This window comes from Roseateles sp. P5_E1, from assembly GCF_054049335.1.
On the sequence record NZ_JBFUMN010000003.1, the window covers coordinates 56,797 to 83,771 of the forward strand.

Annotated in this window: 24 protein-coding genes; 9 read left to right on the forward strand and 15 right to left on the reverse strand. The window is 68.3% G+C overall.

All coding sequences use genetic code 11. The features are described from left to right. Window positions 1-36: 36 nt before the first annotated feature. Window positions 37-1,743 (reverse strand): MORN repeat-containing protein, encoded by a 1,707-nt coding sequence (locus ACXJKJ_RS04540; RefSeq protein WP_457389252.1) that lies wholly within the window; start codon window positions 1,741-1,743, stop codon window positions 37-39. Continuing rightward, window positions 1,740-3,062, reverse strand: a complete 1,323-nt coding sequence (locus ACXJKJ_RS04545) for a hypothetical protein (protein ID WP_457389253.1) — start codon at window positions 3,060-3,062, stop codon at window positions 1,740-1,742. Before ACXJKJ_RS04545 ends, ACXJKJ_RS04540 begins: the two co-directional genes overlap by 4 nt. A 128-nt stretch (window positions 3,063-3,190) precedes the next feature. Here ACXJKJ_RS04545 and ACXJKJ_RS04550 point away from each other — a divergent pair, with 128 nt between their 5' ends. From ACXJKJ_RS04550 to ACXJKJ_RS04560, 3 genes are all read left to right on the forward strand, one after another. Beyond that, entirely contained in the window at window positions 3,191-4,666 is a 1,476-nt protein-coding gene (locus ACXJKJ_RS04550; RefSeq protein WP_457389254.1) for a M20 family metallopeptidase, read from the forward strand. Continuing rightward, window positions 4,667-5,614, forward strand: coding sequence for a LysR family transcriptional regulator (locus tag ACXJKJ_RS04555; RefSeq protein WP_056200116.1), 948 nt, complete (start codon window positions 4,667-4,669; stop codon window positions 5,612-5,614). Between the two features lie 151 nt (window positions 5,615-5,765). Further along, window positions 5,766-6,320, forward strand: a complete 555-nt coding sequence (locus ACXJKJ_RS04560) for a PEP-CTERM sorting domain-containing protein (RefSeq protein ID WP_457323138.1) — start codon at window positions 5,766-5,768, stop codon at window positions 6,318-6,320. Window positions 6,321-6,379: 59 nt separating this feature from the next. Here ACXJKJ_RS04560 and ACXJKJ_RS04565 read toward each other — a convergent pair whose 3' ends face one another. Further along, window positions 6,380-6,943, reverse strand: coding sequence for a hypothetical protein (locus ACXJKJ_RS04565; RefSeq protein ID WP_457389255.1), 564 nt, complete (start codon window positions 6,941-6,943; stop codon window positions 6,380-6,382). A 179-nt stretch (window positions 6,944-7,122) separates the two neighbouring features. Here ACXJKJ_RS04565 and ACXJKJ_RS04570 point away from each other — a divergent pair, with 179 nt between their 5' ends. The 3 genes from ACXJKJ_RS04570 to rsmA are packed head-to-tail and all read left to right on the forward strand — an operon-like array spanning window position 7,123 to window position 11,638. Beyond that, the gene (locus tag ACXJKJ_RS04570; protein ID WP_457389256.1) at window positions 7,123-9,564 is read left to right on the forward strand and encodes an LPS-assembly protein LptD; all 2,442 of its coding nucleotides are present in this window, start codon (window positions 7,123-7,125) and stop codon (window positions 9,562-9,564) included. Then, complete coding sequence (locus tag ACXJKJ_RS04575; protein WP_056200108.1) at window positions 9,561-10,871, forward strand: peptidylprolyl isomerase; 1,311 nt, start codon at window positions 9,561-9,563, stop codon at window positions 10,869-10,871. Before ACXJKJ_RS04570 ends, ACXJKJ_RS04575 begins: the two co-directional genes overlap by 4 nt. After that, window positions 10,859-11,638 carry a 16S rRNA (adenine(1518)-N(6)/adenine(1519)-N(6))-dimethyltransferase RsmA gene (gene rsmA, locus ACXJKJ_RS04580; protein WP_457389257.1) on the forward strand — a complete coding sequence of 260 codons (780 nt, stop codon included), beginning with the start codon at window positions 10,859-10,861 and terminating at the stop codon, window positions 11,636-11,638. Before ACXJKJ_RS04575 ends, rsmA begins: the two co-directional genes overlap by 13 nt. Before the next feature lie 215 nt (window positions 11,639-11,853). On the opposite strand, the gene ACXJKJ_RS04585 is transcribed toward rsmA, so the two are convergent. The 3 genes from ACXJKJ_RS04585 to ACXJKJ_RS04595 all read right to left on the reverse strand — a co-directional run bounded on the left by ACXJKJ_RS04585 (window position 11,854) and on the right by ACXJKJ_RS04595 (window position 15,265). After that, window positions 11,854-12,249 carry a barstar family protein gene (locus ACXJKJ_RS04585; protein WP_056200105.1) on the reverse strand — a complete coding sequence of 132 codons (396 nt, stop codon included), beginning with the start codon at window positions 12,247-12,249 and terminating at the stop codon, window positions 11,854-11,856. A 46-nt stretch (window positions 12,250-12,295) separates the two neighbouring features. Beyond that, complete coding sequence (locus ACXJKJ_RS04590; protein WP_457321200.1) at window positions 12,296-12,724, reverse strand: ribonuclease domain-containing protein; 429 nt, start codon at window positions 12,722-12,724, stop codon at window positions 12,296-12,298. Between the two features lie 243 nt (window positions 12,725-12,967). Then, complete coding sequence (locus tag ACXJKJ_RS04595; protein ID WP_457389258.1) at window positions 12,968-15,265, reverse strand: NADP-dependent malic enzyme; 2,298 nt, start codon at window positions 15,263-15,265, stop codon at window positions 12,968-12,970. 90 nt (window positions 15,266-15,355) lie between these two features. Here ACXJKJ_RS04595 and thiL point away from each other — a divergent pair, with 90 nt between their 5' ends. The 3 genes from thiL to ACXJKJ_RS04610 are packed head-to-tail and all read left to right on the forward strand — an operon-like array spanning window position 15,356 to window position 17,318. Beyond that, the gene (gene thiL, locus ACXJKJ_RS04600) at window positions 15,356-16,294 is read left to right on the forward strand and encodes a thiamine-phosphate kinase (protein WP_457350820.1); all 939 of its coding nucleotides are present in this window, start codon (window positions 15,356-15,358) and stop codon (window positions 16,292-16,294) included. After that, window positions 16,291-16,818: a phosphatidylglycerophosphatase A family protein gene (locus ACXJKJ_RS04605; RefSeq protein ID WP_457321205.1), complete on the forward strand. Its 528-nt coding sequence runs from the start codon at window positions 16,291-16,293 to the stop codon at window positions 16,816-16,818. The genes thiL and ACXJKJ_RS04605 overlap by 4 nt, the downstream gene beginning before the upstream one ends. Window positions 16,819-16,820: 2 nt before the next feature. Next, on the forward strand, window positions 16,821-17,318 hold the full coding sequence (locus tag ACXJKJ_RS04610) for a CinA family protein (protein ID WP_056200091.1): 498 nt from the start codon (window positions 16,821-16,823) through the stop codon (window positions 17,316-17,318). On the opposite strand, the gene ACXJKJ_RS04615 is transcribed toward ACXJKJ_RS04610, so the two are convergent. From ACXJKJ_RS04615 to ACXJKJ_RS04655, 9 genes are read right to left on the reverse strand one after another with little or no spacing between them, the layout of a single operon-like run. Further along, window positions 17,315-19,708, reverse strand: a complete 2,394-nt coding sequence (locus ACXJKJ_RS04615; RefSeq protein ID WP_056200088.1) for a bifunctional diguanylate cyclase/phosphodiesterase — start codon at window positions 19,706-19,708, stop codon at window positions 17,315-17,317. The genes ACXJKJ_RS04610 and ACXJKJ_RS04615 overlap by 4 nt on opposite strands. A 10-nt stretch (window positions 19,709-19,718) precedes the next feature. Continuing rightward, the gene (locus ACXJKJ_RS04620; RefSeq protein ID WP_457389259.1) at window positions 19,719-20,309 is read right to left on the reverse strand and encodes a methylamine utilization protein; all 591 of its coding nucleotides are present in this window, start codon (window positions 20,307-20,309) and stop codon (window positions 19,719-19,721) included. Window positions 20,310-20,348: 39 nt separating this feature from the next. Further along, window positions 20,349-21,419, reverse strand: a complete 1,071-nt coding sequence (gene holA, locus ACXJKJ_RS04625) for a DNA polymerase III subunit delta (RefSeq protein ID WP_457389260.1) — start codon at window positions 21,417-21,419, stop codon at window positions 20,349-20,351. After that, window positions 21,419-21,904 carry an LPS-assembly lipoprotein LptE gene (locus ACXJKJ_RS04630; protein ID WP_457321213.1) on the reverse strand — a complete coding sequence of 162 codons (486 nt, stop codon included), beginning with the start codon at window positions 21,902-21,904 and terminating at the stop codon, window positions 21,419-21,421. Before ACXJKJ_RS04630 ends, holA begins: the two co-directional genes overlap by 1 nt. After that, window positions 21,904-24,534: a leucine--tRNA ligase gene (leuS, locus tag ACXJKJ_RS04635; protein ID WP_457389261.1), complete on the reverse strand. Its 2,631-nt coding sequence runs from the start codon at window positions 24,532-24,534 to the stop codon at window positions 21,904-21,906. Before leuS ends, ACXJKJ_RS04630 begins: the two co-directional genes overlap by 1 nt. Window positions 24,535-24,574: 40 nt before the next feature. Then, window positions 24,575-25,000, reverse strand: coding sequence for an ExbD/TolR family protein (locus ACXJKJ_RS04640; protein WP_457389262.1), 426 nt, complete (start codon window positions 24,998-25,000; stop codon window positions 24,575-24,577). A gap of 2 nt (window positions 25,001-25,002) precedes the next feature. Then, window positions 25,003-25,647, reverse strand: coding sequence for a MotA/TolQ/ExbB proton channel family protein (locus ACXJKJ_RS04645; RefSeq protein WP_457389263.1), 645 nt, complete (start codon window positions 25,645-25,647; stop codon window positions 25,003-25,005). A 1-nt stretch (window position 25,648) separates the two neighbouring features. Next, window positions 25,649-26,389 (reverse strand): 4-hydroxy-tetrahydrodipicolinate reductase, encoded by a 741-nt coding sequence (dapB, locus tag ACXJKJ_RS04650; protein WP_268795276.1) that lies wholly within the window; start codon window positions 26,387-26,389, stop codon window positions 25,649-25,651. Then, window positions 26,386-26,964: an outer membrane protein assembly factor BamE gene (locus ACXJKJ_RS04655; RefSeq protein WP_457321221.1), complete on the reverse strand. Its 579-nt coding sequence runs from the start codon at window positions 26,962-26,964 to the stop codon at window positions 26,386-26,388. Before ACXJKJ_RS04655 ends, dapB begins: the two co-directional genes overlap by 4 nt. Window positions 26,965-26,975 lie beyond the last annotated feature (11 nt).

Sequence of the window (26,975 nt, forward strand, 5' to 3'; positions counted from 1 at the left end):
GCAAGCGTAACGGAGGCGGCAGTCTCGGGCCGTCCCTCAGCTGCCTTTGCGCACCATGAAGCCCTCGTCCGTGCGCTCGTCGTCCTTGAACACACCTTCCCAGCGATCGCCGCTGGGCCAGTGGAAGGTGCCCTGGCCATGCTTGAGGCCGCGCGCCCAGGCGCCTTCGTAGCGCTCGCCGCTGCGCCAGGCGTATTTGCCCTGGCCGTGGGCCTTGCCGGCGTCGAACTCGCCCTCGTAGACGTCGCCGCCAGGGAAGATCATGCGGCCGCGTCCCTGGGGCAGGCCGGCGGCCATCTGGCCTTCGTACTGGTTGCCGTTGCTGAAGCGCATCTTGCCCTGGCCCTGTGGCTTGTCGTTGACCCATTCGCCCTCGTAGCGCTGGCCGCTCATCCAGACATAGCTGCCGCGGCCATGCGGCAGCCCCTGGCGGATCTGGCCGCTGTAGACGTCGCCCGAGGCATAGGTCAGCTTGCCTTCGCCCTCTGGCTGGCCGTCCATCAACGTGCCTTCGTAGTGATTGCCGTTGGCAAAGCTCATGGTGCCGCGGCCGGTGGCGCGGTCGGCCACCCAGTCGCCCTTGTAGCGCTGGCCGGCGGCCCAGCGGATCTCGCCGACGCCCTGGCGCTGGCTGCGCAGCAGCGGGCCTTCGTAGACGTCGCCGTTCTTCCACTCGACGCGACCGGAGCCCGTGACGGTGTCGTCGTCATTGCGCACGAACTGGCCAACGTAGCGCGTGTCACCGGCCATGCGATCGAAAAGCTTGGGCTCGGGAACCGGCACCGGCGCTGCTGTGGGCTGGGCGAGGGGCGTGATCGGTGCGGCTGCTGCCTGGCGCAGCCCAGGCGGGGCCGGCGGTGGCGCGCTGGCAGCGGCCTTGTTGGTGACGGGTGCCGCCATCGCGGCCGCCGGTTTGGGCGCTGCCGCAACCACCGGTGCCGGCGCGCCGGGCAGCGGTGTCGCCACCCAGGGTGTGCCGCGCTCGCGAGCCAGGGCCTGGGCGTTGTTCGTCRCCAGCTCCTGGGCGCTGCCTTTGCAGAGCTTGGCGGTGTCGCGCCACAGCGTCTCGCCGATCTGGCTTTGTGTCTGGCGCTCGGCCAGCGGCAGGGCGGCGCCGGTGTTGCGCAGCTTGCTGGAGAACTCGCGGGCGCGCTCGAAGGGCGCGGCGCAGAACTCGGCGTTGTGGCCGTCGATCTCACTCTGCTCGCGGCGGCGCTGGGCAGTCTGCTGCTGGCTGCCGTTGCACTGCTCGGCGGCCAGCTCCCACATGCCCTCGGCCTTGCGGTAGAGGCTGGCGGCGTCGCCAAAGCGCCGCTCGCCAAAGGCCGCGCGGGCCAGCTCCTGCAGCGAGGCGGCATCGCGGTGGGCACTCTCGCACTGGCTGCCGGACTGCAGCTTCTCGGCCAGGGCTTCGCGGGTCTTCTGGCTGTCGGCCAGGTTTCGTTGGGCGCGTTCGCGAGCGCGGCCGTCGCAGCTGGCCAGTGCCCCGCCCCATTGCGCAACCGCCTCGTCGTAGAGCTTGACGAGGGCCTCCAGTGGCTGGTTCTGCGATTGGGCCGTGGCGGCACGCAGGTCGGCCGACAGCGCCCGGCTCGACAGTTGGGCGCAGCTGGGCGGCGGTGGGGCCGGCGCGGCGACGGGCTCGGAAGCTGCGGGCTCGGGTGCCGACGCCCCGGCTTCGGGAGGCGTCTGGGCCTGAGCCCAGGCGGCCGTCAACAGCAGCAGCGTGATGGCGAACTTCATTTCTTGGTGGCCGACTCGGCGGGCAGTTCCAGCATGGCGTCGACCAGGCCGCGGGAGAAACGGCCGGCGCCGGGGTCGTCGGGGTTGTCGAAGCTGAAGCTGCCGCGCGCCGAGGCCAGCGGCATGGCGCCGATCTCGGCCCGCAGCGTGTCGGCGCGCAGGCCACCGAGGATGGCGACCACCTCGGCCTCGAAACCGCGTGCGGCGGCGATCTTGTTGATGGCCGCCAGGCGGTCGGCGTCGAACAGGAAGGCGTTGGCGGCCAGGCTGCGCTCGATGAGTTTCTGGTGCAGCGTGAAGCCCGCCAGCGGCGACGCGCCCAGGGCCGCCATGCGCGTGAAGGCCCAGGCGTCGGCATAGTCGAAGGTGGTGGCCGCGATGCGGGAGACGCCCGACAGCGAGCCGCGGTTGGCGGCCGCGGCCTGCATCACGTTCATGACCTGCTGGCGCGTCAGCTGTTGAGCAGCGTCCACCAGGCCTTCGCGGATCTTCTGCGTCGCCAGCGCCTTGCCCTGCTCGATGAGCTGCTGCTTGAGGAACTCGCTGGCCACGTTGGCCGCGGCGCTCTTGGCCGCGCTCATCGCGGCGTCGGCGGCCAGCGCCGCGGCCTTGACGCCCGAGGCCAGTGTGGCCAGGTTGTAGAGGGTGCCGGCGATCTTGATGGCGTAGTGGTAGGTCTTCATGCGGGCCCCGCCCTCTTCGGACAGGCCCTGCGTCCACAACACCATCCACAGCGCCTCGTCGGGTGTGGGCTCGGCCTGGGTCACCTCCAGCGGGTGCAGGCTGAGCAGCCAGTGGTAGTCCTGCAGCTGCGCCGTGTTGGGCGGTGCGAAGCGTGTGTAGCCGCGGCAGACTTCGAAGGGCTTGATGGCGACGTTGCGGCCTGAGGCCAGGCCGACGTTGAAGGGCTTGCCAGCGTCGCGCGCCTCGGCCAGCGTTTCCAGCAGGCGCTCGCCGTCGATGTCCTCGCGGCCGCCGACGCGCACGATGCGGTCGCTCGGGGCCAGCGGCGAATCCTGGGTGACGGCGATGACGGTCAGCCTCTCGTCCACCTGCAGGGCGCGCACCCAGGCGACGCGATCGTCCGCGCTCCARCCGGCGCTGGTGGCCACGGCGAAGGGCAGCTCCCACTGCTTGTCGCAGTCCTTGTCTTTCAGCGCCGCGCTGCGCGCGATGGCCGGGCGGATCAGGCGCTCGCCGGCGCCATAGGCACGCATGCCGGCCAGCAGCGTCTCGTCGACCTTGCGGCCGTCGTCCACGGTGAATTTGGGGCCTGAGGCACAGCCGGTCAGCAGCGCAATCAGAACAATCAGTAACAAGCGCATCTTGGCGTCGAGCCTAAGCGGTTGACGCCGTGAATGCCGCCGGTAGTTATCCCAGGCGGCGTGATGCCTGTCGCGGCCAAGCCTAAACTGGTAAGTCGCGCCACAAGCGCCAGGAGTACGCCATGAACGCACGTGATCCCCACCTGCCCCTGCAAGCCGATGAGACGAGCGCGCTGGGCGAATTTGCCGCCCGCGTCTGGGACGAGGAAATCGTCCCCGCGCTGACCGATTACATCGCCATTCCGGCCAAGAGCCCGATGTTCGACGCCGACTGGGCGAAGAACGGCCATATCGAGAAGGTGCTGACCCAGGCCGCCGCCTGGGTCGAGAGCAAGAAGGTTGCCGGCCTGAAGCTCGAAGTGGTGCGCATCCCCGGCCGCACGCCGGTCATCTTCTTCGAGGTGCCGGCCACCAAGGCAGATTCGCAAGACACGGTCGTCGTCTACGGCCACCTGGACAAGCAACCCGAGTTCAGCGGCTGGCGCAACGACCTCGGCCCCTGGACGCCCAAGTATGAGAACGGTCTGCTCTATGGCCGCGGCGGCGCCGACGATGGTTATGCCGTCTACGCGTCGTTGACGGCCATCATGGCGCTGGACAAGCAGGGCATCCCGCGCCCGCGCTGCGTCGGCCTGATCGAGACTTGCGAGGAAAGCGGCAGCTTCGACCTGCCGGCCTACCTGGACCTGCTCGGTCCCCGGCTGGGCAACGTGTCCCTGGTGGTCTGCCTGGACTCTGGCGCCGGCAACTACGACCAGCTCTGGTTGACGACCTCGCTGCGCGGCATGGTGTCGGGTGTGCTGAAGGTCGAGGTGCTGGCCGAAGGCATCCATAGCGGCGACGCTTCGGGCGTCGTGCCCTCGTCCTTCCGCATCCTGCGCCAGGTGTTGGACAGGCTGGAGGACAGCAAGACGGGCCGTCTGCTGCCCGAGAGCTTCCACTGCGACATCCCCGGCGCCCGCCTGGACCAGGTCAAAGCGACGGCGGCCATCCTGAAGGAAGAGGTCTACAAGCGCATGCCCTGGGCCTGCGGTGCGGACGGCGGCCCGGTGCTGCCGGTGACGACCGACCCGGTCGAGGTGCTGCTGAACCGCACCTGGCGGCCGACGCTGTCGGTTGTCGGCGCCGATGGCTTCCCCGAGCTGAAGAACGCCGGCAATGTGCTGCGGCCCTACACCGCCTTCAAGCTGTCGCTGCGCCTGCCGCCGCTCATTGACGGCAACGAAGCTGCCCTCAAGCTGAAGGCCCTGCTGGAGGACAACGCGCCCTACAACGCCAAGGTGACCTTCACGCCCGACGGTCGTGCCGGCGCTTATGGCGCCACCGGCTGGAACACGCCGGAGCTGTCGCCCTGGCTTAGCCAGGCGCTCAACGACGCCAGCCATGCCCATTTCGGCGCGCCGGTCGGCTATATCGGCCAGGGCGGCACCATCCCGCTGATGAGCATGCTGCAAAAGGGCTTCCCCAAGGCGCAGATGATGGTCTGCGGCGTGCTCGGACCGAAGAGCAATGCCCACGGGCCCAACGAGTTCCTGCACGTGCCCTATGGCAAGCGCTTGACCGCAGCCGTGGCCCAGGTCATGGCTGCGCATCCCTGAATGGATCAGCTACGCGCCATCAAGGTTTTCGTCCGCGTCATCGACGAGGGCAGTTTTGCCGCCGCGGCACGCGGGCTGGACCTGGCGCCGGCCGTCGTCACGCGGCTGGTGGCCGAGCTGGAGGAGCATCTCGGCACGCGGCTCTTGAACCGCACGACGCGGCGGCTGTCGCTGACCGAGATCGGCGAGGCCTATCTGGAGCGGGCGCGGCGCATCCTGGCCGATGTCGACGAGGCGGCAGCCCTGGCCGCCTCGGCCACGCAGGAGGTGCGCGGCTTGCTGCGCATCCTGTGCCCGCCGGCCATCGCGGTGCATCAGCTCGCCAAGCACCTGCCCAAGTTCCATCGCGAGTACCCGCTGGTGACGCTGGAGATCACGTCGCCGGGCCCGGTCGACACGGTGGACGACGCCTACGACCTGACCATCTTCCTGTCCCGCGAGACGCTGGACGGCGATTTCATCGCCCGCCGCCTGGCACGCAGTGAATTCATCATGTGCGCCTCGCCCGACTATCTGGACCAGCGCGGCCGCCCCCAGCACCCGCACGACCTCAAGCAGCACGACGCGCTGCTGCCGCCCACGCCTTCGCTGATGCGCGGCCTGACGCTGCAGCGCGGCGACGGCACCGAGGAGATCACCCTGCCCATCGTGCCCTCGCGCGCCGCGCTGTCGACGACGCACATGGACACCAATTACGCCGCCGCCCTGCACGGCCTTGGCGTGGCCGGGCTGCCCAGCTTCATGGTCGAGGACGCGCTGCTGGAGCAGGCGCTGGAGCGCGTCATGCCGCAGTGGCGGCTGTTTGGCACGACGCTGTGGGCCGGCATGCCGACCCGCAAATACGTGCCGGCACGCACGCGCGCCTTCCTCGACTTCCTGCTGCAGATCTTCGGCGGCGAGGACAAGGACCCCTGGCTGGTCGCAGCGGGCTGCGCGACCTGTCCCTGAGGCGCTTCCCCGTGACCACGGGGGAAGACGCGGCCGGGCGGCTGCGAACTTGTTCACAAGGCATGGCCTGACCCCCTGGAGGCGAGGGGGCGGAACTTGGAGGCGACGCGGGCAACATGCGTCCGTCGTCAATCCCTAGTCCATAAATCAAATGACCTTCTCGACCAAGCTGTTGGCCGTCGCCCTCACTACCGTCATCGGCCTGGGCGCCAGTGCCGCTCACGCCGGCCTCGTGGCGCACGCCGATGTGAACGGCTATGCCACCTTCCAGGACACGACCACCGGCCGTGTCTGGCTCCAGCTGCCCGACCTGTTCAACATGAACTACACGGCTCAGGTCAACACGGCCACCGCTGCCGGCTTCTCGGTCGCTTCGCTGAGCGACGTGGATGCGCTGTGGACCAGCACGCCCGGCAGCGACTGGAACGCGCTGAGCTCGGTCATCGGTGGTTCGTCCTCGCGCGGCCTGATGTGGGGCAACTACGCCGACGTCGGTGCCAGCAACCCGAATGCCTATGCCTACGCCTACGCCGGCACCAATGGCAGCTGGGACCACTACAACCCCAATAACACTTCGGCCTACAGCGACCTGGGCCTGTGGGCCTACCAGACCGGTGCCGCCGCTCTGCCTGAACCGGCCAGCTATGCGCTGGTGGGCATCGCCCTGGCCGGTGTCGGCCTGGCCAAGCGCCGCCGCAAAGCCTGATTCATCCGCACCCCACGGCGACCCCGCGGCCTCGGCCCCGGGGTCGTTTTGCTTTCCGCTCAGCGCAGGCTGAAGCCGAGCACGAAGAATTCGGGATGGCGCGCCTCCATCGCCCGCTTGAGCGGCCCGAAGGCGACATAGCGGCTCGAGGTCTTGGCGACATGGGCCAGCAGCCGGCGCTCCTCGGCATGGCCTTCGCCCAGGTTCCCCAGCAGCACAAGGTGCTGGCGCAGCGCGCTCCATTCCAGGCGCCGCCAGTACTCGCCGAAGTCGGCCGCCAGTTCCTCGTCGAGCTGACCCTCGGCACGGCATTCCTGCCAATGGCGTGCGGCCCAGTCGATCTCCTGGGCCTCGTCCCAGGCCAGTTCGGGCGGGCGCAGCAGTGCAGCGAGGCTCTCCGTCACGCAGCCGTGTGGCACATCGGCGACGAGGCGATGCAGCACGCCGTCCAGCCCCGCCTCGGCAACGCGGCCCAGGCCGGTGCGCAGGGCGTTGGCATCGGGCGGGGCTGGTGGCAGGGGATGGGCGCGCAACTCGGCGCAGGCGGCGCGCATCAGGCGGTCGGCGTCGGCGGGGCGGGCAAGCAGTTCGGCAATCAAGGCCGAGGTCGGGGCATAGGTCATAGGGAAGGGCCCTCGTGGATAATGAAATTCTAGGGAAGCGCTGAATGAGTTCCCGCGATGCGGCGCGCCGTGATTTGGGATGGGCTGCAAGGCGCAAAGCACAGCCATGGCTGGGGCCATGGCGAGCATTTGCAACGCCGCAGACCGCCCAAAACACGGATGCGCCGCGCGCGAGGAACTTGTTCAGCGCTTCCTTACCTGCCGGCCCCGGCATCCTCACCGACTCCGAGCCTTTGCCGTCCGTGCCGCGCTTCTCCCGATTTCCCACCCCAGCCCTGCTACCCGCCCTCGTTGCCCTGGCCCTGTGCGCCTGGGGGCAGGCGTCGGCCCAGCAGCAGGCTGGCCCCGCAGAGGCCCTGCCACTGCGCGGCAGCCGCGTGCTCGGGCCGGCGTCCAAGACCGGTGCCAAGCCGGCCCTGGTCATCAGCGCCAACAAGGTCTCGGCCCAGCTGGATCAGAAGGCCGAGGGCCTGGGCGATGTCGAGCTGCGCTACGGCGAGCTGGTGCTGAACGCCGACAAGCTGGACTACAGCGTCGTGGACGACCTTGCCCGGGCCGAAGGCCAGGTGCGCATCAACCACAACGGCAATGTCTTCTCCGGCCCGCTGCTGCAGCTCTATGTGAGCCGCTTCGAGGGCGAGTTCCTGACCCCCCGCTTCTTCCTCGCGGCCACGGGCGGCGCCGGCAAGGCCCAGGTGCTGAAATTCCAGGACAGCGAGCACATGAGCGCCACCGAGGGCAGCTACACCAGCTGCCCCGCCGTGGAGGGCCAGGAGCCGGCCTGGCAGATCACGGCCAAGCAGCTGCGCATGGACCTGGCCGCCAACGAAGGCCAGGCCGACGGCGCAGTGCTGCGTTTCCTGGGCATGCCGCTGCTCGCCGCACCGTCATTGAGCTTCCCGCTCAGCTCGGCGCGCAAGTCGGGCTGGCTGCCGCCAAATCTGTTCCTGGACAACCGCAGCGGCCTCGAGTTCGGCGTGCCCTATTACTGGAACATCGCGCCGCAGCGCGATGCGACCTTCACGCCTTTCATCATGAGCAAGCGCGGCGTGGGCCTGGACAGCGAGTTCCGCTACCTCGAGCCTGACCATGCCGGCCGCATCAACGTCGACCTGCTGCCCGGCGACCGCGTCTTCGGCCGTTCGCGCTGGAGCCTCAAGCTCAACAACGACGGCCATGTGTTTGGCGACTGGCGCTACCGGCTCAAGAGCGAACGCGTGTCTGACGACGACTACTGGAAGGACATGTCGCGCCGCGTCGAGAGCCAGACGCCGCGCCTGCTGGCCAACGACTTCACGCTGAACCGCCAGCGCGAGCTGTCCTGGGGTGTCATCGACACCTATGCCCGCGTGCAGCGCTGGCAGGCGCTGCAGGGCACCGACGTTCCCTCGCAGTTCGATTCGCCCTTCCAGCGCAGCCCGCAGGTTGGCGTTCGCGTGACGACGGCGGCCGATGAGGCCGTGCTGGACAGCTTTCGCCCCTGGGGCCGCAAGGCAAGGCTGGAGGGCGGGCTGGAGCTGGAGTACAACCGTTTCGACCTGCCGGGCTCGGCGCTGGCCGGCCAGCCGCGTGGCGGCCAGCGCGTGCATGCGCTGGGCCACATCAGCGCACCGCTGGGTGGCGAGGCCTGGTGGTTCATCCCGCGGGCTTCCTTCAATGCGGCTGCCTACGACCTCGACCGGCCCCAGCCCGACGGCCGTCGGCGCATGGGCCGGGTCATTCCAACGCTGAGCATCGACCACGGCTGGGTCTTCGAGCGCGACACGACGCTGTTCGGCCGCGACTACCGCCAAAGCCTTGAGCCGCGGCTGCTGTACGTCAACACGCCCTTCCGCGACCAGGCCAACCTGCCCAACTTCGACGCGGCGGCCAAGGACTTCAACTTCGACTCCATCTACACCGACAACCCCTTCTCGGGCGTGGACCGGGTGTCGGACCTGCATGCATTGAGCGCGGGCGTGACCAGCCGCTGGATCGGCACCAACACGGGCGAGGAGATCCTGCGCCTGGGCGCCGTGCAGCGCTTCCTGTTCCGCGATCAGAAGATCACACCCGACGGCCAGCCCGTCACGCAGCGCTTCTCCGATCTGCTGCTGGCTGCCGCCGCCCATCTGGACGAGAAGTGGTGGGCCGACGGCACGCTGGAGTTCAACCCCGAGACCAACCGTTCGGTTCGATCGGTGCTGCGCGGGCGCTATTCGCCCGGGCCTTACAAGACCGTCAGCGTCGCCTACCGGCTGGCGCGGGGGCAGAGCGAGCAGGTCGAACTGGCCTGGCAATGGCCGATCTACGGTACCCCTGTCACCTCACGCGGTGCCGACAGCAAGGCCTGCGGCGGCGCCTGGTACAGCGCCGGCCGCGTGCAGTACTCGCTGCGCGACCGGCGCCTGACCGATTCGGTCATGGGCTTCGAGTACGACGCCGGTTGCTGGGTGCTGCGCTGGGGCGTCGAGCGGCTGTCCACCGGCCGCGCCGAAACGAACACGCGGCTGATGCTGCAACTGGAGCTCGTCGGCCTGTCACAGCTCGGTTCGAACGCCCTCAAAGTCTTGAAGGACAATGTGCCCGGTTACCGAAGGCTGAGCTCCGACCGCTCACCGAGTTCAGATTTCCAACCATGATCTATCGCCTAGCTCCCCTCTTTCTTGCCGTGACGCTGGCCTTGGCCGCTTTCCAGGCCCAGGCCCAGACGCCCACGCTGCAGCCGGGGGACTACATCGCCGCCGTCGTCAACCAGGACGTCGTGGCCGCCAGTGAGGTCATCCAGCGTACCGAACGCCTGCGCCAGGAAGCCCGCCAGAAGGGCGAGGTCATGCCCGAGACGGCCGGCCTGCGCAAGCAGGCGCTGGAGGCCCTCATCGAGGATCGCGTCCTCGTCACCTACGCCCGCGAGACCGGCCAGAAGATCGACGAGGCCGAGCTGGATCGCGTGGTGGCCAACGTCGCCGCGCAGAACAAGCTGACGATGGCGCAGCTGCGCGATCGCCTGAAGGCCGACGGCACCGACTACAAGAGCTTTCGCGAGAACCTGCGCGACCAGATGATGACCGAGCGCGTGCGCGAGCGCGAAGTGCAGGGACGCATCAAGGTGACGGACGCCGAGATCGACGCCTACCTCGACAAGAAGCGCAATGAACTCGCCAGCGGCGGCATGGTCAACCTCGCCCAGGTGCTCGTGCCGGTGCCCGATGGCGCGCCGGAAAGCGTCGTCACCGAACGCCGCACCCGTGCTGAAGGCGCCCTGGCGCGCATCAAGGGCGGTGAGGACTTCGCCCGCGTCGCCCGCGAGGTGTCCGAAGACAGCAACAAGGCGCGCGGCGGCGAGATCGGCCTGCGCCCGGCCGATCGGCTGCCCGACGTGTTCGTCAATGCCGTCAAGGGGCTGAAGAGCGGCGAGGTCGCGCCTCAGCTGCTGCGCACCGGCGCGGGCTTTCACGTCCTCAAGGTCATCGAGCGCCAAGGTGGCGCATCCCTGACGCAGGCCGTGCAGACCCATGCCCGGCACATCCTGCTGCGCCCCTCGGCACAGCTGACGGCCGAAGTCGCGGCCCGCCGCCTGGCCGAATTCAAGCGCCAGATCGAGACCGGTTCGGCCAAGTTCGAGCAACTCGCCCGCGCCAATTCCGAGGACGGCAGCGCCCCCGAAGGCGGTGACCTGGGCTGGATGGCTGCCGGCGGTTTTGTGCCGGAATTCGAGGAAGCGATGAACGTGCTGCCGCTGAACGGCATCTCGGGACCGGTCGTGTCGCGCTTCGGCGTGCACCTGATCCAGGTGCTGGAGCGCCGCACGGTCGATGTCGAGATGAAGCAGCTGCGCGACCAGGCCCGCGGCGCACTGCGCGAGCAGAAATACGACGAGGCCTATCAGGAGTGGGTCAAGGATCTGCGGGCGAAGGCGTTTGTTGAAGTGCGCGAGTGGCTCGACTGAGTTCCCACATCCCCCGCAAGCGCTTCGGGCAGCATTTCCTGACCGACAAGGCGCTGATCGAGGCCATCGTCGACCTGATCGATCCGCAGCCGGGCGAGACCCTGGTCGAGATCGGCCCTGGCCTGGGCGCGATGACGCTGCCGCTGCTGGCGCGACACAAGCCGCTGACCGTCATCGAACTGGACCGCGACCTGGCTGCGCGCCTGCGCAAGCGCGACGACGTCGAGGTCATCGAGTCGGACGTGCTCAAGGTCGACTTCAAGGCGCTGGCTGCCACCAAGGGCGCCAAGCTGCGCGTGGTCGGCAACCTGCCCTACAACATCTCCACGCCCATCCTCTTTCACCTGCTGGATGCGGTGGACGACGTCGTCGACCAGCACTTCATGCTGCAGAAGGAAGTGGTSGAYCGCATGGCCGCMGSMCCGGGCMGCAAGGACTATGGGCGCCTSAGCGTGATGCTGCAGTGGCGCTACGACATTGAATCGGTGCTGGAAGTGCCGCCCGAGGCCTTCGACCCGCCGCCGCGCGTGAACTCGGCCATCGTGCGCATGCAGCCGTTGGCCAGGCCGCCAGCGGTAGACCCGGCCCTGCTGGGGGCGCTGGTCACCAGCGCCTTCTCGCAGCGCCGCAAGTTGCTGCGCCACAGCCTGGGCCATTGGCTGGCCGAGCGCGGCTTTTCGGGCCACTTCGACCTGCAGCGCCGCGCCGAGGAGGTGCCGGTCGACGAATTCGTCGCGCTGGCGCTTGAAGTGCCGCAGCAGAAATGAAAACGGGACCCGAGGGTCCCGTTCTGCTTTCGATAGTTCAGCGCTTCAAGCTGCGCTGAGCCACATCGAGGTGTCGAAGGCACTGCACATCATCGGCATGTTCATGCCGAAGTTGGGGTTGCCAACCGTCGCCTTGGCGCTTTTCGGCGCAGGCTTTTCAATAACCGGGGCCACTTCAGTAGCCCGCTCCCATGACCCGTTATCTTGGGAGCGGGCTACTGAAAAGAATAGAAGCACCTGAACGCTATCTTCCTGTCGGCCCAGTAGTCGGCCGTGTCTCGGAAGACATCGAGCAATTGCTCTCTCGCCTCGCGGTCGAATCGCACGTTGTCGGGCAACTGCTCCAGCACCACGACAAAGCCTGGCTGAGAGCCAGACTTGTGCACGAGGTCGGTCATGCAGTCATGCAGGGCGTCCAGGTTCTTGCCGAAATGCGCTGGAAACAGGAAGGCCTGCGCGATGCCATCGAGCACGTCCTGCTTGGACTGCGCCTCCGACAGGTTGGCGTACAGGAAATGCTGGCCCGCTTCTTGGGCGGCCTGCATCAAGTCCTCGACCCTGTAGGCCCGTATGGCCTGCACGATATTGGGACGGACGGTCTGCAAAAGCATGGTCGCGTTCCTCCTTTCAAGTCACAAAACTGCTGAACCCTCGACTTCACCGGGCCGCTTGGGCGCGAACGCGCTTGAAGCTGGCATAGTGATCGCCGGTGTAATAACAAATCTCGGGCGCCGTCGGCGGCGTGCCACCGCAGATAAGGCGGCGGGCACCGCGGTTGCGGGCGCCAGGGGTCTTGACCGTGTATTCGCGATAGAAGCCGCGAGCCTTGCGGGGCAGCAGACGCTCGCGATTGCCGAACACCACGCCGTCCTTGGCATAAGGAAACGGGCCACCGGCGAGAACGAGCCGGTGCGTTTCCTGGGCCTGGGCGGGCAGCTCGCTCAGCGAAATTTCAGCCAGAGCGGGCGTTGCGGTGGGGGGCTTATCGCCGACGGCTTCCTTGGCTTGCGCGCCTCCGGCCAAGCCGGAAAGCAGCAGGGCGGTGGTGACCGCCGAGGCGCCGGAGCGCGCCAGCCACGAGAGCAAAAACACGGGTTAACCCTGAACGAGAAACCGTAATGGTACCGAAGCGACCCCAAAAGCTCAAGCTCGGCGCGGGCGCCGGAGTCTGGAATAGGGTCATGTGAGCCAGCACTCACGCGCGTCTAAGTGATTGATTTCACTCGCAGCATGACAGCTGCATGACGCCGTTTTGGGTCGTGAAAACTTCTGTCAATTGGGGGAGTCCGGGCGCTTTTGCCCTGTTCCCCCTTGGAGCCGGTGCCAGGTTCAGGCGCGTGCCGCGTTCGCGTCGGCGACGGTCAGGGCCGTCATGTTGACGATACGGCGCACGGTCGCCGAAGGCGTCAGGATGTGCACCGGCTTGGCCGCGCCGAGCAGCACCGGCCCGATGGCGATGCCGCCGCCGGCGGCCGTCTTCAGCAGGTTGTAGGAGATGTTGGCGGCATCGATATTGGGCAGCACCAGGAGGTTGGCTTCGCCCGTCAGCGGGCTGGTGGGCATGATCTGCTTGCGGTAGGGGGCGTCTAGCGCGGTATCGCCGTGCATCTCGCCGTCGACCTCCAGCCACGGCGCGAGCTGCCGCAGCAGCGCTAGCGTGTCGCGCATCTTTACGGCCGACGGCTTGTCGCTGGTGCCGAAGTTGCTGTGCGACAGCAGGGCGGCCTTCGGCGTCAGGYCGAAGCGGCACATCTCCTGGGCGGCCATGACGGTGATCTCGGCMAGCTGCTCGGCGGTCGGGTCGTAGTTGACGTGGGTGTCCACCAGCATGACCTGGCGGCCCGGCAGGATCAGCCCGTTCATGCAGGCATAGGTCTTCACGCCGGCGCGCTTGCCGATGACCTGGTCGATGTACTGCAGGTGCGTGGCGGTCGTGCCCCAGGTGCCGCAGAGCAGACCATCGACCTCGCCCTTGTGCAGCAGCATGGAGCTGATCAGCGTCAGCCGGCGGCGCATCTCGATCTTGGCAAGCTGCTGGGTGACGCCCTTGCGCTCGGTCATCTGCAGATAGGTCTGCCAGTAGTCGCGGTAGCGGTCGTCGTGCTCGACGTTGACGACGTCATAGTCGCGGCCCTGCTGCAGGCGCAGGCCGAAGCGCTCGCAGCGCTCGGCGATGACCTGCGGGCGGCCCACCAGCGTCGGGCGCGCCAGGCCTTCGTCGACGACGACCTGTGCGGCGCGCAACACGCGCTCCTCCTCACCCTCGGCGTAGGCAACGCGCTTGTTGGGCGCCCGCTTGGCCGCGGTGAAGATGGGCTTCATCGTGTTGCCCGAGGCGTAGACGAAGCTCTGCAGCTTCTCGCGGTAGGCATCCCAGTCCTGGATGGGCCGCGCCGCGACGCCGGAGTCGGCCGCGGCCTTGGCGACGGCCGGCGCGATGCGCATCATCAGCCGTGGATCGAAGGGCTTGGGAATCAGGTACTCCGCGCCAAAGCTCAGCGTCGCGCCCACATAGGCCGCGGCCACCACCTCGCTCTGCTCGGCCTGGGCAAGATCAGCAATGGCGTGCACCGCGGCGATCTCCATCTCCACGTTGATCGTCGTCGCGCCCGAGTCCAGTGCGCCGCGGAAGATGTAGGGGAAGCACAGGACGTTGTTGACCTGGTTGGGGTAGTCCGTGCGGCCCGTGGCCATGATGGCGTCGCCGCGCACGGCCTGGACTTCTTCCGGCAGGATTTCCGGCGTCGGATTGGCCAGCGCGAAGATCAGCGGTTGCGCGGCCATGGTCGCGACCATGTCGGCCTTCAGCACGCCGCCGGCCGACAGGCCCAGGAAGACGTCGGCGCCGGCAATCGCCTCGCGCAGGCTGCGCTGCGAGGTCGGCTGCGCGAAGACGGCCTTGTCCGGGTCCATCAGCTCGGTGCGGCCTTCGTAGACGACACCCGCAAGGTCGGTCACCCAGATGTTCTCGCGCGGCAGACCGAGCTTGACGAGCAGGCCCAGGCAGGCCAGCGCTGCGGCGCCTGCGCCCGACGTGACGAGCTTGACCTGCTTGATGTCCTTGCCGACGACCTTGAGGCCGTTCAGGAAGGCCGCGCCGACGACGATGGCGGTGCCATGCTGGTCGTCGTGGAAGACAGGGATCTTCATGCGCTCGCGCAGCTTGCGCTCGACATAAAAGCAGTCCGGCGCCTTGATGTCTTCGAGGTTGATGCCGCCGAAGGTGGGCTCCAGCGCGGCGATGCAGTCGACCAGCTTGTCGAGGTCGTTTTCGGCCACCTCGAGGTCAAACACGTCGATGCCGGCGAACTTCTTGAACAGGACGCCCTTGCCCTCCATGACGGGCTTGGACGCCAGCGGCCCGATATTGCCCAGGCCCAGCACGGCCGTGCCGTTGGAGACGACGGCGACCAGGTTGCCGCGCGAGGTGTAGCGGAAGGCATTGGCCGGGTCCGCGACGATCTCTTCGCAGGCCGCCGCCACGCCAGGCGAGTAGGCCAGCGCCAGGTCGTGCTGATTGACGAGCTGCTTGGTCGCCGCGATGGCGATCTTGCCCGGCGTCGGGAACTCGTGGTACTCGAGAGCGGCCTGGCGGAGTTGGGCGCGTTTTTCTTCGGAGCTGAGCATGGCGGGATCACAAGGTGCCGACGGGGCTGGAATCATGCCACCCAAGGGCGCGCCGGGCGCTGTGGATGTCCACAAGGTCTAATCGTGGCCATGGGCGAATTCGATCTGATCCGGCGCTACTTCCAGCGCCCCGCGGTGGCTGGCGTCGAGGTGGGCGTGGGCGACGACTGCGCCGTGCTCGTGCCCACGCCGGGTGCGCGCTGGCTGGTTTCCAGTGACATGCTGGTCGAGGGCCGGCACTTCCTGTCGACGGTCGATCCGGTGCGTCTCGGCCACAAGGCGCTGGCCGTCAATCTGAGCGATCTGGCCGCCTGCGGTGCGACGCCGCGAGGCTTCACTTTGGCCCTGGCCCTGCCGCGCGTTGACGAAGCCTGGCTGGCCGGTTTCTCGCGCGGCCTGTTGGCCCTGGCCGACGCCCATGCCTGCCCGCTGATCGGCGGCGACACAACGCAGGGGCCGTTGAATCTCTGCATCACCGTCTTCGGCGAGGCGCCGCCGGGGCGGGCCTTGCTGCGCGGCGGCGCGCAAGTGGGTGACGAGATCTGGGTGTCGGGGCGGCTCGGTGATGCGCGGCTGGCGCTGGAGGTGTTCCGTGGCACTGTGGCCGTGGATGGCGCCGGCTTCGAGGAAGTGCGTGCCGCGATGGAGCTGCCAACGCCGCGCGTCGCACTGGGCCAGGCGCTGCGCGGCATCGCGACGGCGGCCATCGACGTGTCAGACGGGCTGCTCGGCGATCTGGGCCACATCCTGGCGGCTTCCCGCGTTGGCGCGCGTCTGGACGTCGATGCGCTGCCCCGCAGCGAGGTGCTGGCTGCGCAGGCGGCCGCCGTGCAGCAGGAATGCCTGCTGGCGGGCGGCGACGACTACGAACTGGTCTTCACCGCGCCAGCCGGTGCGCGGCTGCCCGATGTGGGCGTGGCATTGACGCGCATCGGCGTCATCGAAGCCGAGCCCGGGTTGCGCGTTGTCGACGCGCGCGGCGCAGTGGTTGAGCACGGCCTGCGCTCCTTCGACCACTTCAAGTCATGAGCGGCGCACCGATCCGTCCGACGCCGGCCTTCATGCTGCGCCACCCGGCGCGCTGGATCGCCCTGGGCTTCGGCAGCGGCCTGAGCCCCAAAGCGCCCGGTACCGTCGGCACCCTTTGGGCCTGGCTGGTGTTCTGGGTCATCTCGCCGTGGATGAGCGAGCTGGCCTGGGGCCTGCTGATCGGCATCGGCACGCTGGTGGGCTGGTGGGCCTGCACGCGCACGGCGCGCGACATGAACACACCCGACCCGGGCTCCATCGTCTGGGACGAGGTGCTGGCCTTCTGGCTCATCCTGTGGCTGATCGCGCCGGTGGGCTGGCTGGGCCAGCTCATTGCCTTCGGCCTGTTCCGCTTCTTCGACGCCGCCAAGCCCGGGCCGGTGGGCTGGGCCGACCGGCTTTTCAAGGGCGAGCGCGGCGCCGCGGTCACGTGGGCGCAGGGCTTCGGCATCCTGTTCGACGATTTCGTCGCGGCCGGCTGTACGCTCGCTGTCATCGCGCTCTACCGCTTTGTGATGGGGTAAGCATGTTTGCCGACGACCTTGAACTGATCGACCGCATCGCTGTGGCGCTGATCCAGCGGCGCGAGCGCATCGGCACGGCGGAGAGCTGCACCGGCGGCCTCATCGCCGCCGCCTGCACCAGCCTGAGCGGCTCCAGCGCGTGGTTCGAGCGCGGCGTCGTCAGCTACAGCAACGAGGCCAAGGCCGAACTGCTGGGCGTGCCCAAGGGCCTGATCGCGCTGCACGGCGCCGTCAGCGCCGAGGTGGCCGAACACATGGCGCGTGGCCTGCTGGCGCACGCGCCCATCGATTGGGCACTGGCCGTCACCGGCGTGGCCGGGCCGACGGGCGGCAGCGAGGCCAAGCCGGTCGGCACCGTTTGGCTGGCCCTGGTGCATGCGGGGCGGCCGGCCCAGGTCTGGCGCGAGAACTTCAGCGGCGACCGCCATGCGGTGCGCTTGCAGACGGTGACGGCGGGTTTGACGGCGCTGTGTGAAGCGCTGGAAGACCGGGACAACTAGCCGAGCTTGGCCATCAGGCTCTCGGCCGTGACGACCGAGATGTCCGGCGGCTGCCAGCTCTTGGCCCAGGCGATGAACTGCTCCTGCGGCATGGGCTTGCTGATGAAATAGCCCTGGCCTTCGTCGCAGCCCAGGCGGGCCAGCATGGCCCAGGCCTTGAGCGTCTCCAACCCCTCGGCGACGACGGTGAGGCCGAGGTTGTGCGCCAGCTCGATCGTCGAGCGCACGATGCGCGCGTCGTCGAGGTCACGCTCCATCGCCATGACGAAGCTCTTGTCGATCTTGAGCTCATCCACCGGCAGGCGCTTCAGATAGGCCAGCGACGAATAGCCGGTGCCGAAGTCGTCGATGGACAGCTTGAAGCCCATCGCATGCAGATGCTCCAGTGTGGACAGGGCCCGCTCGGGGTCGTCCATGATGGTGCTCTCGGTGATCTCCAGGCACAGCGAGTCGGCCGACACCTGCAGCGGCGCCAGCATGGCCTCGATCTTGGCCGGCAGGTCCTGGTCCATCAGGTCGCGCGTGGACAGGTTGACCGACAGCCGCAGCGTCAGGCCCGCGTCCGCGGCCTGACGCGCGAACCTGGCCGCGTTGGACAGCACCCAGGCGCTGAGCAGGCGGATGAAGCCCGTCTGCTCGGCAAAAGGAATGAACTGCATCGGCGGCACCAGGCCGCGCGTCGGGTGCTGCCAGCGCACCAGSGCCTCGGCGCCGAGAATCTTGCCCTGCTGCAGGTCGATCTTGGGCTGCAGGTACAGGCGCAGCTCATCCTTCTCGACCGCGTGGCGGAGCTCGGTCAACAGGGACAGCGACTCCTGGCTGCCGGCATCCAGCTGGGCGTGGTAGATCAGGCTGCCGCACTGGCGGGCCTTGGCCGCATACATGGCCAGCTCGGCGCGGCCCAGCAGCAGGTTGACCTCACGGCCATGCTCGGGGAAGAGGGCGATGCCGATGCCGGCGCCAAGGTCGATGGTCTCGTTGTCGATCTGCAGCGGGCGCTCGAAGTCCTTCAGGATGGCCAGCGCCGCCTCGCTGGCGGCATGGGCGTCCGTGTGCGCCAGCAGCACGGCGAACTCGTCGCCCGACAGCCGCGCGAGCACCGAATGCGCCGGCGCGCACAACGCCTGCAGGCGCTCGGCGACCGACTGCAGCAGGCGGTCGCCCACCTCGTGGCCGAGCACGTCATTGACGTGCTTGAAGCGGTCCAGGTCCAGCATCAGCACGGCACCCGGCGTGTTGCTGTGGGTCAGGTGGTGCTGCAGGAATTCGGCGAAACGCGCGCGGTTGGGCAGCAGCGTCAGCGGGTCGACGTAGGCCAGGTTGTTGACGAGGGCATCGCGGCGGCGGATGCCCTCACGCATGCTCTCCAGCGCCAGGGCCAGCTTGTGCACCTCCTCCAGCCGCGAGGTCGACGGCACGGGCGTGTCGTAGTCGCCGCGCTCCAGCCGGCGCGCCGAGGCCGACAGGGCCGTGATGGGATTGCTGATGCCGCGTGCCAGCAGCACGCTGACGAGGGCGAAGACGACGACGCCCAGCACGGTCAGGCCGAGCAGGACGAGCTGCAACTGCTGATAGGGCGCCAGGGCCGCGTCCAGCGACCGCAACAGCAGCACGCCAAGGGCTTGATCGCCACCGATCAGGGGCACGAAGAGGGCGCGCATGCGTTCGCCGGCCAGCTCAACGATGCCGTCGGCTGGAGCGGCCTGACCCAGCGCAGCACGCAAGGCGTTGACTGCTCTGCCATCGAGGTTGTCGACGGTGGTCTGCCACTGCTTGGTCGGACCTTGCAGCAGCACGACGCCTTGCAGCTCCGACAGCGCCTTGAGATCGTCCAGCACCTCGCGGTCCAGCGCAAAGGCCATCAACACCCAGCCCACCGGTGCCGGCGTGCGCACCTGCACGGCGACCACCTGGTAGACCTTGCTGCCCTGCACGGCCAGGGCCGCGCCATCCTTGCTGTGCACGAGCTGGCCCAGCGCTGCGCCGAAACCGGCCGCGCCGTCGCGGGTGGCGGCAACGAGGTGCTGCTGGTCATCGAAGTAGGCGACGACCGAGGCGCCGACGCGTTCGCCCTGATTGACGAGCGCGTCCTTGATGGTCTCTACGGTGCCGGCCTCGGCCAGCGACAGGCCGACGGTGCTGCGAAAGCCATAGTCCTTGGCCAGCAGCTCGGCCGCGTCGCGCAGCTTGCCGGCGCGTTGGTCGAGCAGGCGGCGCAGCACGCGTTCGCCGGTCTGCAGCTCGCTGGCGAGGGAATCCTCGGCGTTGTGCGTGATGCTGGCGTGGATGGCGCCGAAGCTGACCAGCTGCACGACCAGCAGCAGCGCCAGGAAGAGGGCGACGATGCGCCCCTCGAGGCGGCGCAGGTTCAGCCAGGCTGGCCAGCGCATTGCGGTGGCGTTACTCGGCGAGCGTGAGGGCCACGGGGCCCCCGCCCGCCGGCACTTCGAGCTTGACGCTTTGCAGGTTGGTTGACTTCTGGCCGCCATGCCAGGCCTTGGCGACGTGCTCGCCCACCGGCAGGTCAAACGCCACCTGGCCCTTGTCATCGGTGCGCCCGAAGGTCGGCGTGTCCACCACGACGATGTGGGCGCTCATGCGGTCGTGGATGTTGCAGCCCAGCGTGGCGACACCCGGCTTGTCGAACACGATGGGCTCGGCCGGCGTGCCCGAGTAGAGCTTGATGTCGATGACCTTGATGGGCGAGAACGAGTAGACATGATGCCGCACGGCGTCGAAGTTCGGGAAACTGACGGCCGTACCCGTCTGCACGACGAGGAGCTCGGGTGTGAACTGGCGGTCGCGCTGGCCCATCTCGGCCTTCGTGGTGCTGGTCTTGCCGGTGCGGCCCTTGACCTCGATGGCCACCGCGGCGCCGGCCAGCGGCTGGCCACCTGGCCCGCGCAACTGCACCGTGACGGGCACGGCCTGGGCAGCCAGCGAACTCAGCGCGAGGGCAGTAGGGACGAGTTGGTGAAGAGACGGCGGCATGGCGGCAGGGTTACCGCCCCGACGATAGCCCAATCGGGGTCAACGGGCAGCCAGAACTGCCCCAGTTTTTCCGCTGGCGGCCTCGCCAAGCATCAGGGCCAGGCGGCGCAGCGCGGCCCAGGGGTCGCTGGGCCAGTCGGGGTGGCGCAGGCCTTTGACGAGGCCATCGCAGATCTGCGCCGCCTGCACCAGGGCACCAGCCTGGGCAGCGTCCAGCCGCGGCGCGATGCGTTCAATGAGACGCTCCTTGGCGCCCCAGACGCGCGCCTCGCGCAGCGCCAATGGCAGCGGCTTGCCGGCGTCCAGCGCGGCGCGCACGCGGGCCAAAGCCCGCGCGTCCTCGGCCAGCGTCCAGTGCACCAGCACGGCGGCCTCGCCCTCGGCCTCCAGGCCGTCGAGCATGCGCAGCATGCGCGGCACGGCGCCCGACAGCACGGCCTCGCTGAGCTTGAAGACGTCGAAGCGCGCCACGTCCAGCACGGCCGCCTCGATCTGCTCCAGCGTCAGCTCGCCCTTGGGATGCAGCAGGGCCAGCTTCTGCAACTCCTGGTGGGCTGCGAGCAGATTGCCCTCGACGCGGTCGGCGAAGAAGGCCAGGGCTTTCTGCCCATCCTCGCCCTCGGGCACCGACTGCCCCTGCGCGCGCAGGCGTTGCGCCAGCCAGGCGGGCAGCAGGCGTCGCTCCACGGGTTCGACGCGGATGGACGCGCCGTTGCCGTCCAGCGCCATGAACCAGGCGCTGGACAGCTGGGTCTTGTCCAACCGCGGCAGCGTGACCAGGGTCAGCACGTCGTCGGGCGCGGCCTGGGCATAGCGCTGCAAGGCCTCGGAGCCCTCCTTGCCGGGTTTGCCGCTGGGGATGCGGATCTCGATGAACTGGCGCTCGGAGAACAGGCTCATGGCCTGCGCGGCGGCCAGCACCGGTGCCCAGTCGAAATAGGCACCGCTGACGATGAAGATCTGCCGCTCGCCAAAGCCATTGGCGCGGGCGGCGGCGCGGATCTGGTCCGCCGCCTCCTGGGCGAGCAGCGGCTCATCGCCGTGCACGGTGTAGATGCGGGCCAGGCCCTTGGCAAGGTGGGCGCTGAGGCCCTCGGCGCGCAGTTGCATCAGCCTTGGAGCTTCACGGCGGCGAGGCGGCGCATGACTTGCGCTATCGCGTCGGAGTGCATCGCGCCGTACAGGTTGGCAGCCTCCTGCTCCTTGGCCAGCGCCCAGGTCTCGGTGTAGGTCATGTCGCGGGCCAGGCGCAGCTCCACCTTGGGCACCAGCAGCTCGCCCGCCGCCGTGCGGATCAGGTAGTCGAACTGCAAGCGCAGCTGGAACTCACGCACCTGGCCGACGCTGGTGGACGCGACGACGGTGCGGTCGCGGAACTCGCGGGTGGCTTCCAGCACGACCTGGGCGCGAGCCGGGTCGTCCAGCAGTTGCACCGGCGTGCGCTTGATCTGGCGCTTGAGGCCGGCGGCCAGCGGCGATTCCGGCGGGAAGCCGGTCAGCGCCAGGGTCTGGAAGGAGAGCACGGGCTCGTGGCGCAGCTCGAAGCCGCAGCCGGCGAGGGCTGCGAGGCTGAACAGAGCGATGCGGCGGTCCATCAGACGACGATGTTGACGAGGCGGCCAGGCACGATGACGACCTTCTTCGGGGCCTTGCCCTCGGCGAACTTGGCGAACTCCTCGGTCGCGAGCGCCGCAGCTTCAATGGCCGCCTTGTCGGCTGAGGCCGGCACCTTGACTGCGCCGCGCAGCTTGCCGTTGACCTGCAGCATCAGCTCGATCTCGTCCTGCACCAGGGCGGCCTCGTCGACCGTCGGCCAGGGTGCGTCGAGCAAGTCACCGAGTTCGGCCGCGAAGCCGAGGTCTTGCCAGAGCTGGTGGGCAACGTGGGGCGTGGCGGGGTAGAGCACACGCAGCAGCACCGAGAAGCCGTCACGCACCGCTGCCGCCTGGCCTTCGGCCTTGAAGCCCTCGAGTGCATTGAGCAGCTTCATTGCGCCGGAGACGACGGTGTTGTACTGCATGCGCTCGTAGTCGTAGCTGACCTGCTTGAGCACGTTGTGCACCTCGCGGCGCAGCGCCTTGCCGTCGCCGTTCAGCGCGGCGAAGTCCTGGCCGCCGGACTTGATCGCGTCGGCATTGCGCGCGCCGAAGTTCCACACGCGCTTGAGGAAGCGGTGCGCGCCTTCGACGGCCGCGTCGTTCCACTCCAGCGTCTGCTCGGGCGGGCTGGCGAACATGACGAACAGGCGGGCCGTGTCGGCGCCGTACTGGTCGATGAGGGCCTGCGGGTCCACACCGTTGTTCTTGGACTTGGACATGGTCGTCATCTCGTACTCGAGCGGCGTGCCGTCCTTCTTCAACTTGGCGCCGGCGATGCCGCCCTTGTCGTCGTGGATGACGTCGATCTCGTGGTCCCAGTAGTAGTCCTTGCCGCCACCCTCTGGCTTGTGGAAGAACGCGCCCTTCAAGACCATGCCCTGCGTCAACAGCTTCTCGAATGGCTCGCTGATCGTCACCAGGCCGAGGTCGCGCATCGCCTTGGTCCAGAAGCGCGCATACAGCAGGTGCAGGATGGCGTGCTCGATGCCGCCGATGTACTGGTTCATCGGCATCCAGTACTTGGTGCCGTCCGCGACCATGGCCTGGTCGTTGATCGGGTCGCAGTAGCGCATGAAGTACCAGGACGAATCGACGAAGGTGTCCATCGTGTCCGTCTCGCGCTGGGCCGGCTTGCCGCAGCTCGGRCAGYCGACGTTCAGGAAGGCCGCGTGCTTGTTCAGCGGGTTGCCGCTGCCGTCGGGAATCAGGTCGTCGGGCAGCACGACGGGCAGGTCCTTCTCCGGCACCGGCACGACGCCGCAGGTTTCACAGTGAATGATGGGGATGGGGGTGCCCCAGTAGCGCTGGCGGCTSACGCCCCAGTCGCGCAGGCGCCAGGTGGTTTTCTTCTCGCCCAGGCCCTTCTCGGCGAGCAGCTCGGCGACCTTGTTGACGGCGTCCACGTGGCCCAGGCCATCCAGCACGCCGGAGTTGATGCAGCGCGCCTTGGACTTGTCGCCGTACCACTCGGCCCACTTCTTGTCGTCGTAGGCCTGGCCGTCAACGTCGATGACCTGCTTGATGGGCAGGCCGTACTTCAGCGCGAACGCGAAGTCGCGCTCATCGTGCGCCGGCACGCCCATGACGGCGCCGTCGCCGTAGCTCATCAGCACGTAGTTGCCAACCCAGACTTCGACCTGCGCGCCGGTGATGGGGTGGGTGACGAACAGGCCCGTGGGCACGCCCTTCTTGTCCTGCGTGGCCAGCTCGGCCTCGGTCGTGCCGCCGGCCTTGCATTCCTCGATGAAGCGGGCGACTTCCGGCTTGTCCTTGGCCGCGACGGTCGCGAGCGGATGCTCGGGTGCGACGGCGCAGAAGGTCACGCCCATGATGGTGTCGGCGCGAGTCGTGAACACCCACAGGCGCCCGCCGCCGCCTTCGATGCTGTGCGGGAAGGCGAAGCGCACGCCCTGGCTCTTGCCGATCCAGTTTTCCTGCATCAGCCGCACGCGCTCGGGCCAGCCGCTCAGGTAGTTGGGGTCAGCGGGATCAGCGACCGCCGACAGCAGCTCCTCGGCGTACTGCGTGATCTTCAGGTAGTAGCCCGGGATCTCGCGCTTTTCCACCAGTGCGCCGGAGCGCCAGCCGCGGCCGTCGATGACCTGCTCGTTGGCCAGCACAGTCTGGTCCACCGGGTCCCAGTTGACGACCTGCGTGCGGCGCTCGGCGATGCCCTTTTCCAGCATCTTCAGGAACAGCCATTGGTTCCACTTGTAGTAGCTGGGCTGGCAGGTCGCGACCTCGCGGCTCCAGTCGATGGCCAGGCCCATGGCCTGCATCTGGCCCTTCATGTGGGCGATGTTGGAGTAGGTCCACTGCGCGGGCGGCACCTTGCCCTTCATCGCAGCGTTTTCAGCCGGCAGGCCGAAGGCATCCCAGCCCATGGGCATCAGGACATTGAAGCCCTTCATCCGCAGCTGGCGCGCCAGCATGTCGTTGATCGTGTAGTTGCGCACATGGCCCATGTGCAGCTTGCCCGACGGGTAGGGCAGCATGGAGCAGGCGTAGAAGTGCGGCTTGCTCGCGTCTTCGGTCACGCGGTAGGCATCGCGCTCCGTCCAGTAGGCACGGGCGGCGGCTTCGATCTCGTTCGGGTTGTAGCTGGGCGCTTCGGTCTTGGCGTTCATACGCCAAATTGTATGGGTCGCCCCTCTGGCGACCGTTCGGTCACGGTGCCGAAGCGGCGGCCTGGGCGACGAAGGCGATGCGGTTCAATCCCGCGGCCTGCACCCAGCCGATCAGTTCGGCCACCTGGCCATAGGGCACGACGCGATCAGCGCGCAACTGCACTTCCAGCTGCGCGTTGGCACGGCCCAGTTCGCCGATGCGCTTTTGAAAAGCCATGGCGTCGAGCTCGTCGTCGCCCAGATGCAGCTTGCCGTCCGGCGTGATGGCCACGGCGATGAAGCTCGGCGCATCGCTGGGTGTCGCAGCTTCGCTCTTGGGCAGGTCCAGGCGCAGCGAGGCGGTCATCAGCGGCGCAGTGATCATGAAGATGACCAGCAGCACCAGCATGACGTCGATCAGCGGCGTCATGTTGATGTCGCTCATCGGTCGCGACGCGTCGGGTCTTTCAAGTCGCCCGAAGCTCATGATCAGTCGTGGTCCAGCAGTTCGCGCAGGTCGTGCGCGAAGCCTTCAAGGTCGGCTTCACAAGCTGCCACGAGCTTGCCGAAGACGTTGTAGGCCAACACGGCAGGAATGGCCACGGCCAGACCGGCGGCCGTCATGATCAGCGCCTCGCCGACGGGCCCGGAGATCTTCTCGATGGTGATGTTGCCAGCCGCGGAAATGCTGGCCAGCGCGTGATAGATGCCCCAGACGGTGCCGAACAAGCCCACAAAGGGGGCCGTCGCACCAACCGAGGCCAGCAGCACCTGGCCGAACTGGAGCTTGGCCAGCACGGCATGCAGCGCGTCGCGCAGGCGGCGGGTCAGGCGGGATTCACGTTTGCCGGCGGCGTCCAGCGTGGCGCTGCGGGTCTCGGCCGTGGCGGCGTCCAGCAGCGGCAGCAACAGGCCTTCGGTGTCGAAGCTCTGCAGCGCACTGCGGCCCTCAGCAACACCGGCCGCGCCCCAGAAGGCCGGCACCGCGCGCACGAGGCCGCGGCGGGCGCGGCGCAGCAGCCAGGCCTTCCACAGGATCAGCGCCCAGGCGCTGACCGACATGGCCAGCAGCAGCAGCGCCACCGCGCGGCCGACCAGGTCGCTTTGGGCCCAGAAGTCCGCGAAGCCGCCCATATCAGCCGTTGAATCCGAGGACGTCGTTCATGCCGAACAGGCCGGCCTTCTTGCCGCCGGCCAGAAAGCGCGCGCAGCGCAGGCTGCCCTGGGCATAGATGCCGCGGTTGGTGGCCTTGTGGCTGACCTCGATGCGCTCGCCGATGCCGGCGAACAGGACGGTGTGGTCGCCGATGATGTCACCGCCACGCACGGTGGCGAAGCCGATGGTGGACGGGTCGCGCGCGCCCGTGACGCCTTCGCGGCCATACACGGCGCTAGTCTTCAGGTCGCGGCCCAGGGCGTCGGCGACGACCTGGCCCATCTGCAGGGCCGTGCCGCTGGGGGCGTCCACCTTCATGCGGTGGTGGGCCTCGACGATCTCGATGTCATAGCCCTCGTTCAGCGCGCGGGCGGCCATGTCCAGCAGCTTGAGCACGACGTTGACGCCAACGCTCATGTTGGGCGCGAAGACGACGGCGGTGCGCTCGGCGAATCTGGCGATCTCGGCCTTCTGGGCTTCGTCGAAGCCGGTCGTGCCGACCACGGCCTTGACGCCCAGTTCGGCGCAAACCGCCAGATGGGCCAGCGTCGCCTCGGGGCGGGTGAAGTCGATCATCACGTCGGCGCCAGCCAGGCCTGCGCGGACGTCGTCGCCCCTATCCAGCGTGACGTGCAGACTGCAGTCGTCGGCCGCCTCGACGGCCTCGATGAGCATCTTGCCCATGCGCCCGGAGGCACCCATCACTGCGACCTTGATCACGAGCCCGAACCCGGCTTGGCGTCCAGCGGCGGATAAGTGCGGCCCGGCGCCGGGCCTTCGGCGGCGGCCGTGGGCGCGGCCTCGGTGCTCTTCTTGGGCGGGGGCAGGGCGTCGCGCTCGGCCTCGCTCAATTCCAGCTTCGGGTTCTTGCTGCTCGGCTTGAAGGTGTTGATGGCGGCCACGAAGTCGTTCTCGGCCGGCAGGTCGTCGGGCACATCCAGGGACTTGAGCTTGTCGCCGTCGAACAGGGCCACAACCAGGCGCTGCTGCGGCGCGGCACCCTGGCGGCGGATCGTGAAGACATAGTCCCAGCGCGCCTCGTGGAAGACGTCGGTCAGCAGCGGCGAGCCGAGCAGGTCGCGCACCTGCGCCTTGGGCATGCCGGGCTTGACGCGGGCGACCATCTCCTTGGTCAGCACATTGCCCTGCACGACCTCGACGCGATAGGGCGTCAGCAGGCCCAGCACCTTTTCGCCGGTGACCGACGGCAGGCTTGGCAGGGAATCCCAGGTGGGTAGGTAGGAGCAGCCGCCGAGCAGTGCAAGCAGCGGGAGAGAGGCAAGCAGGGGACGCATCGGGCGGCTGG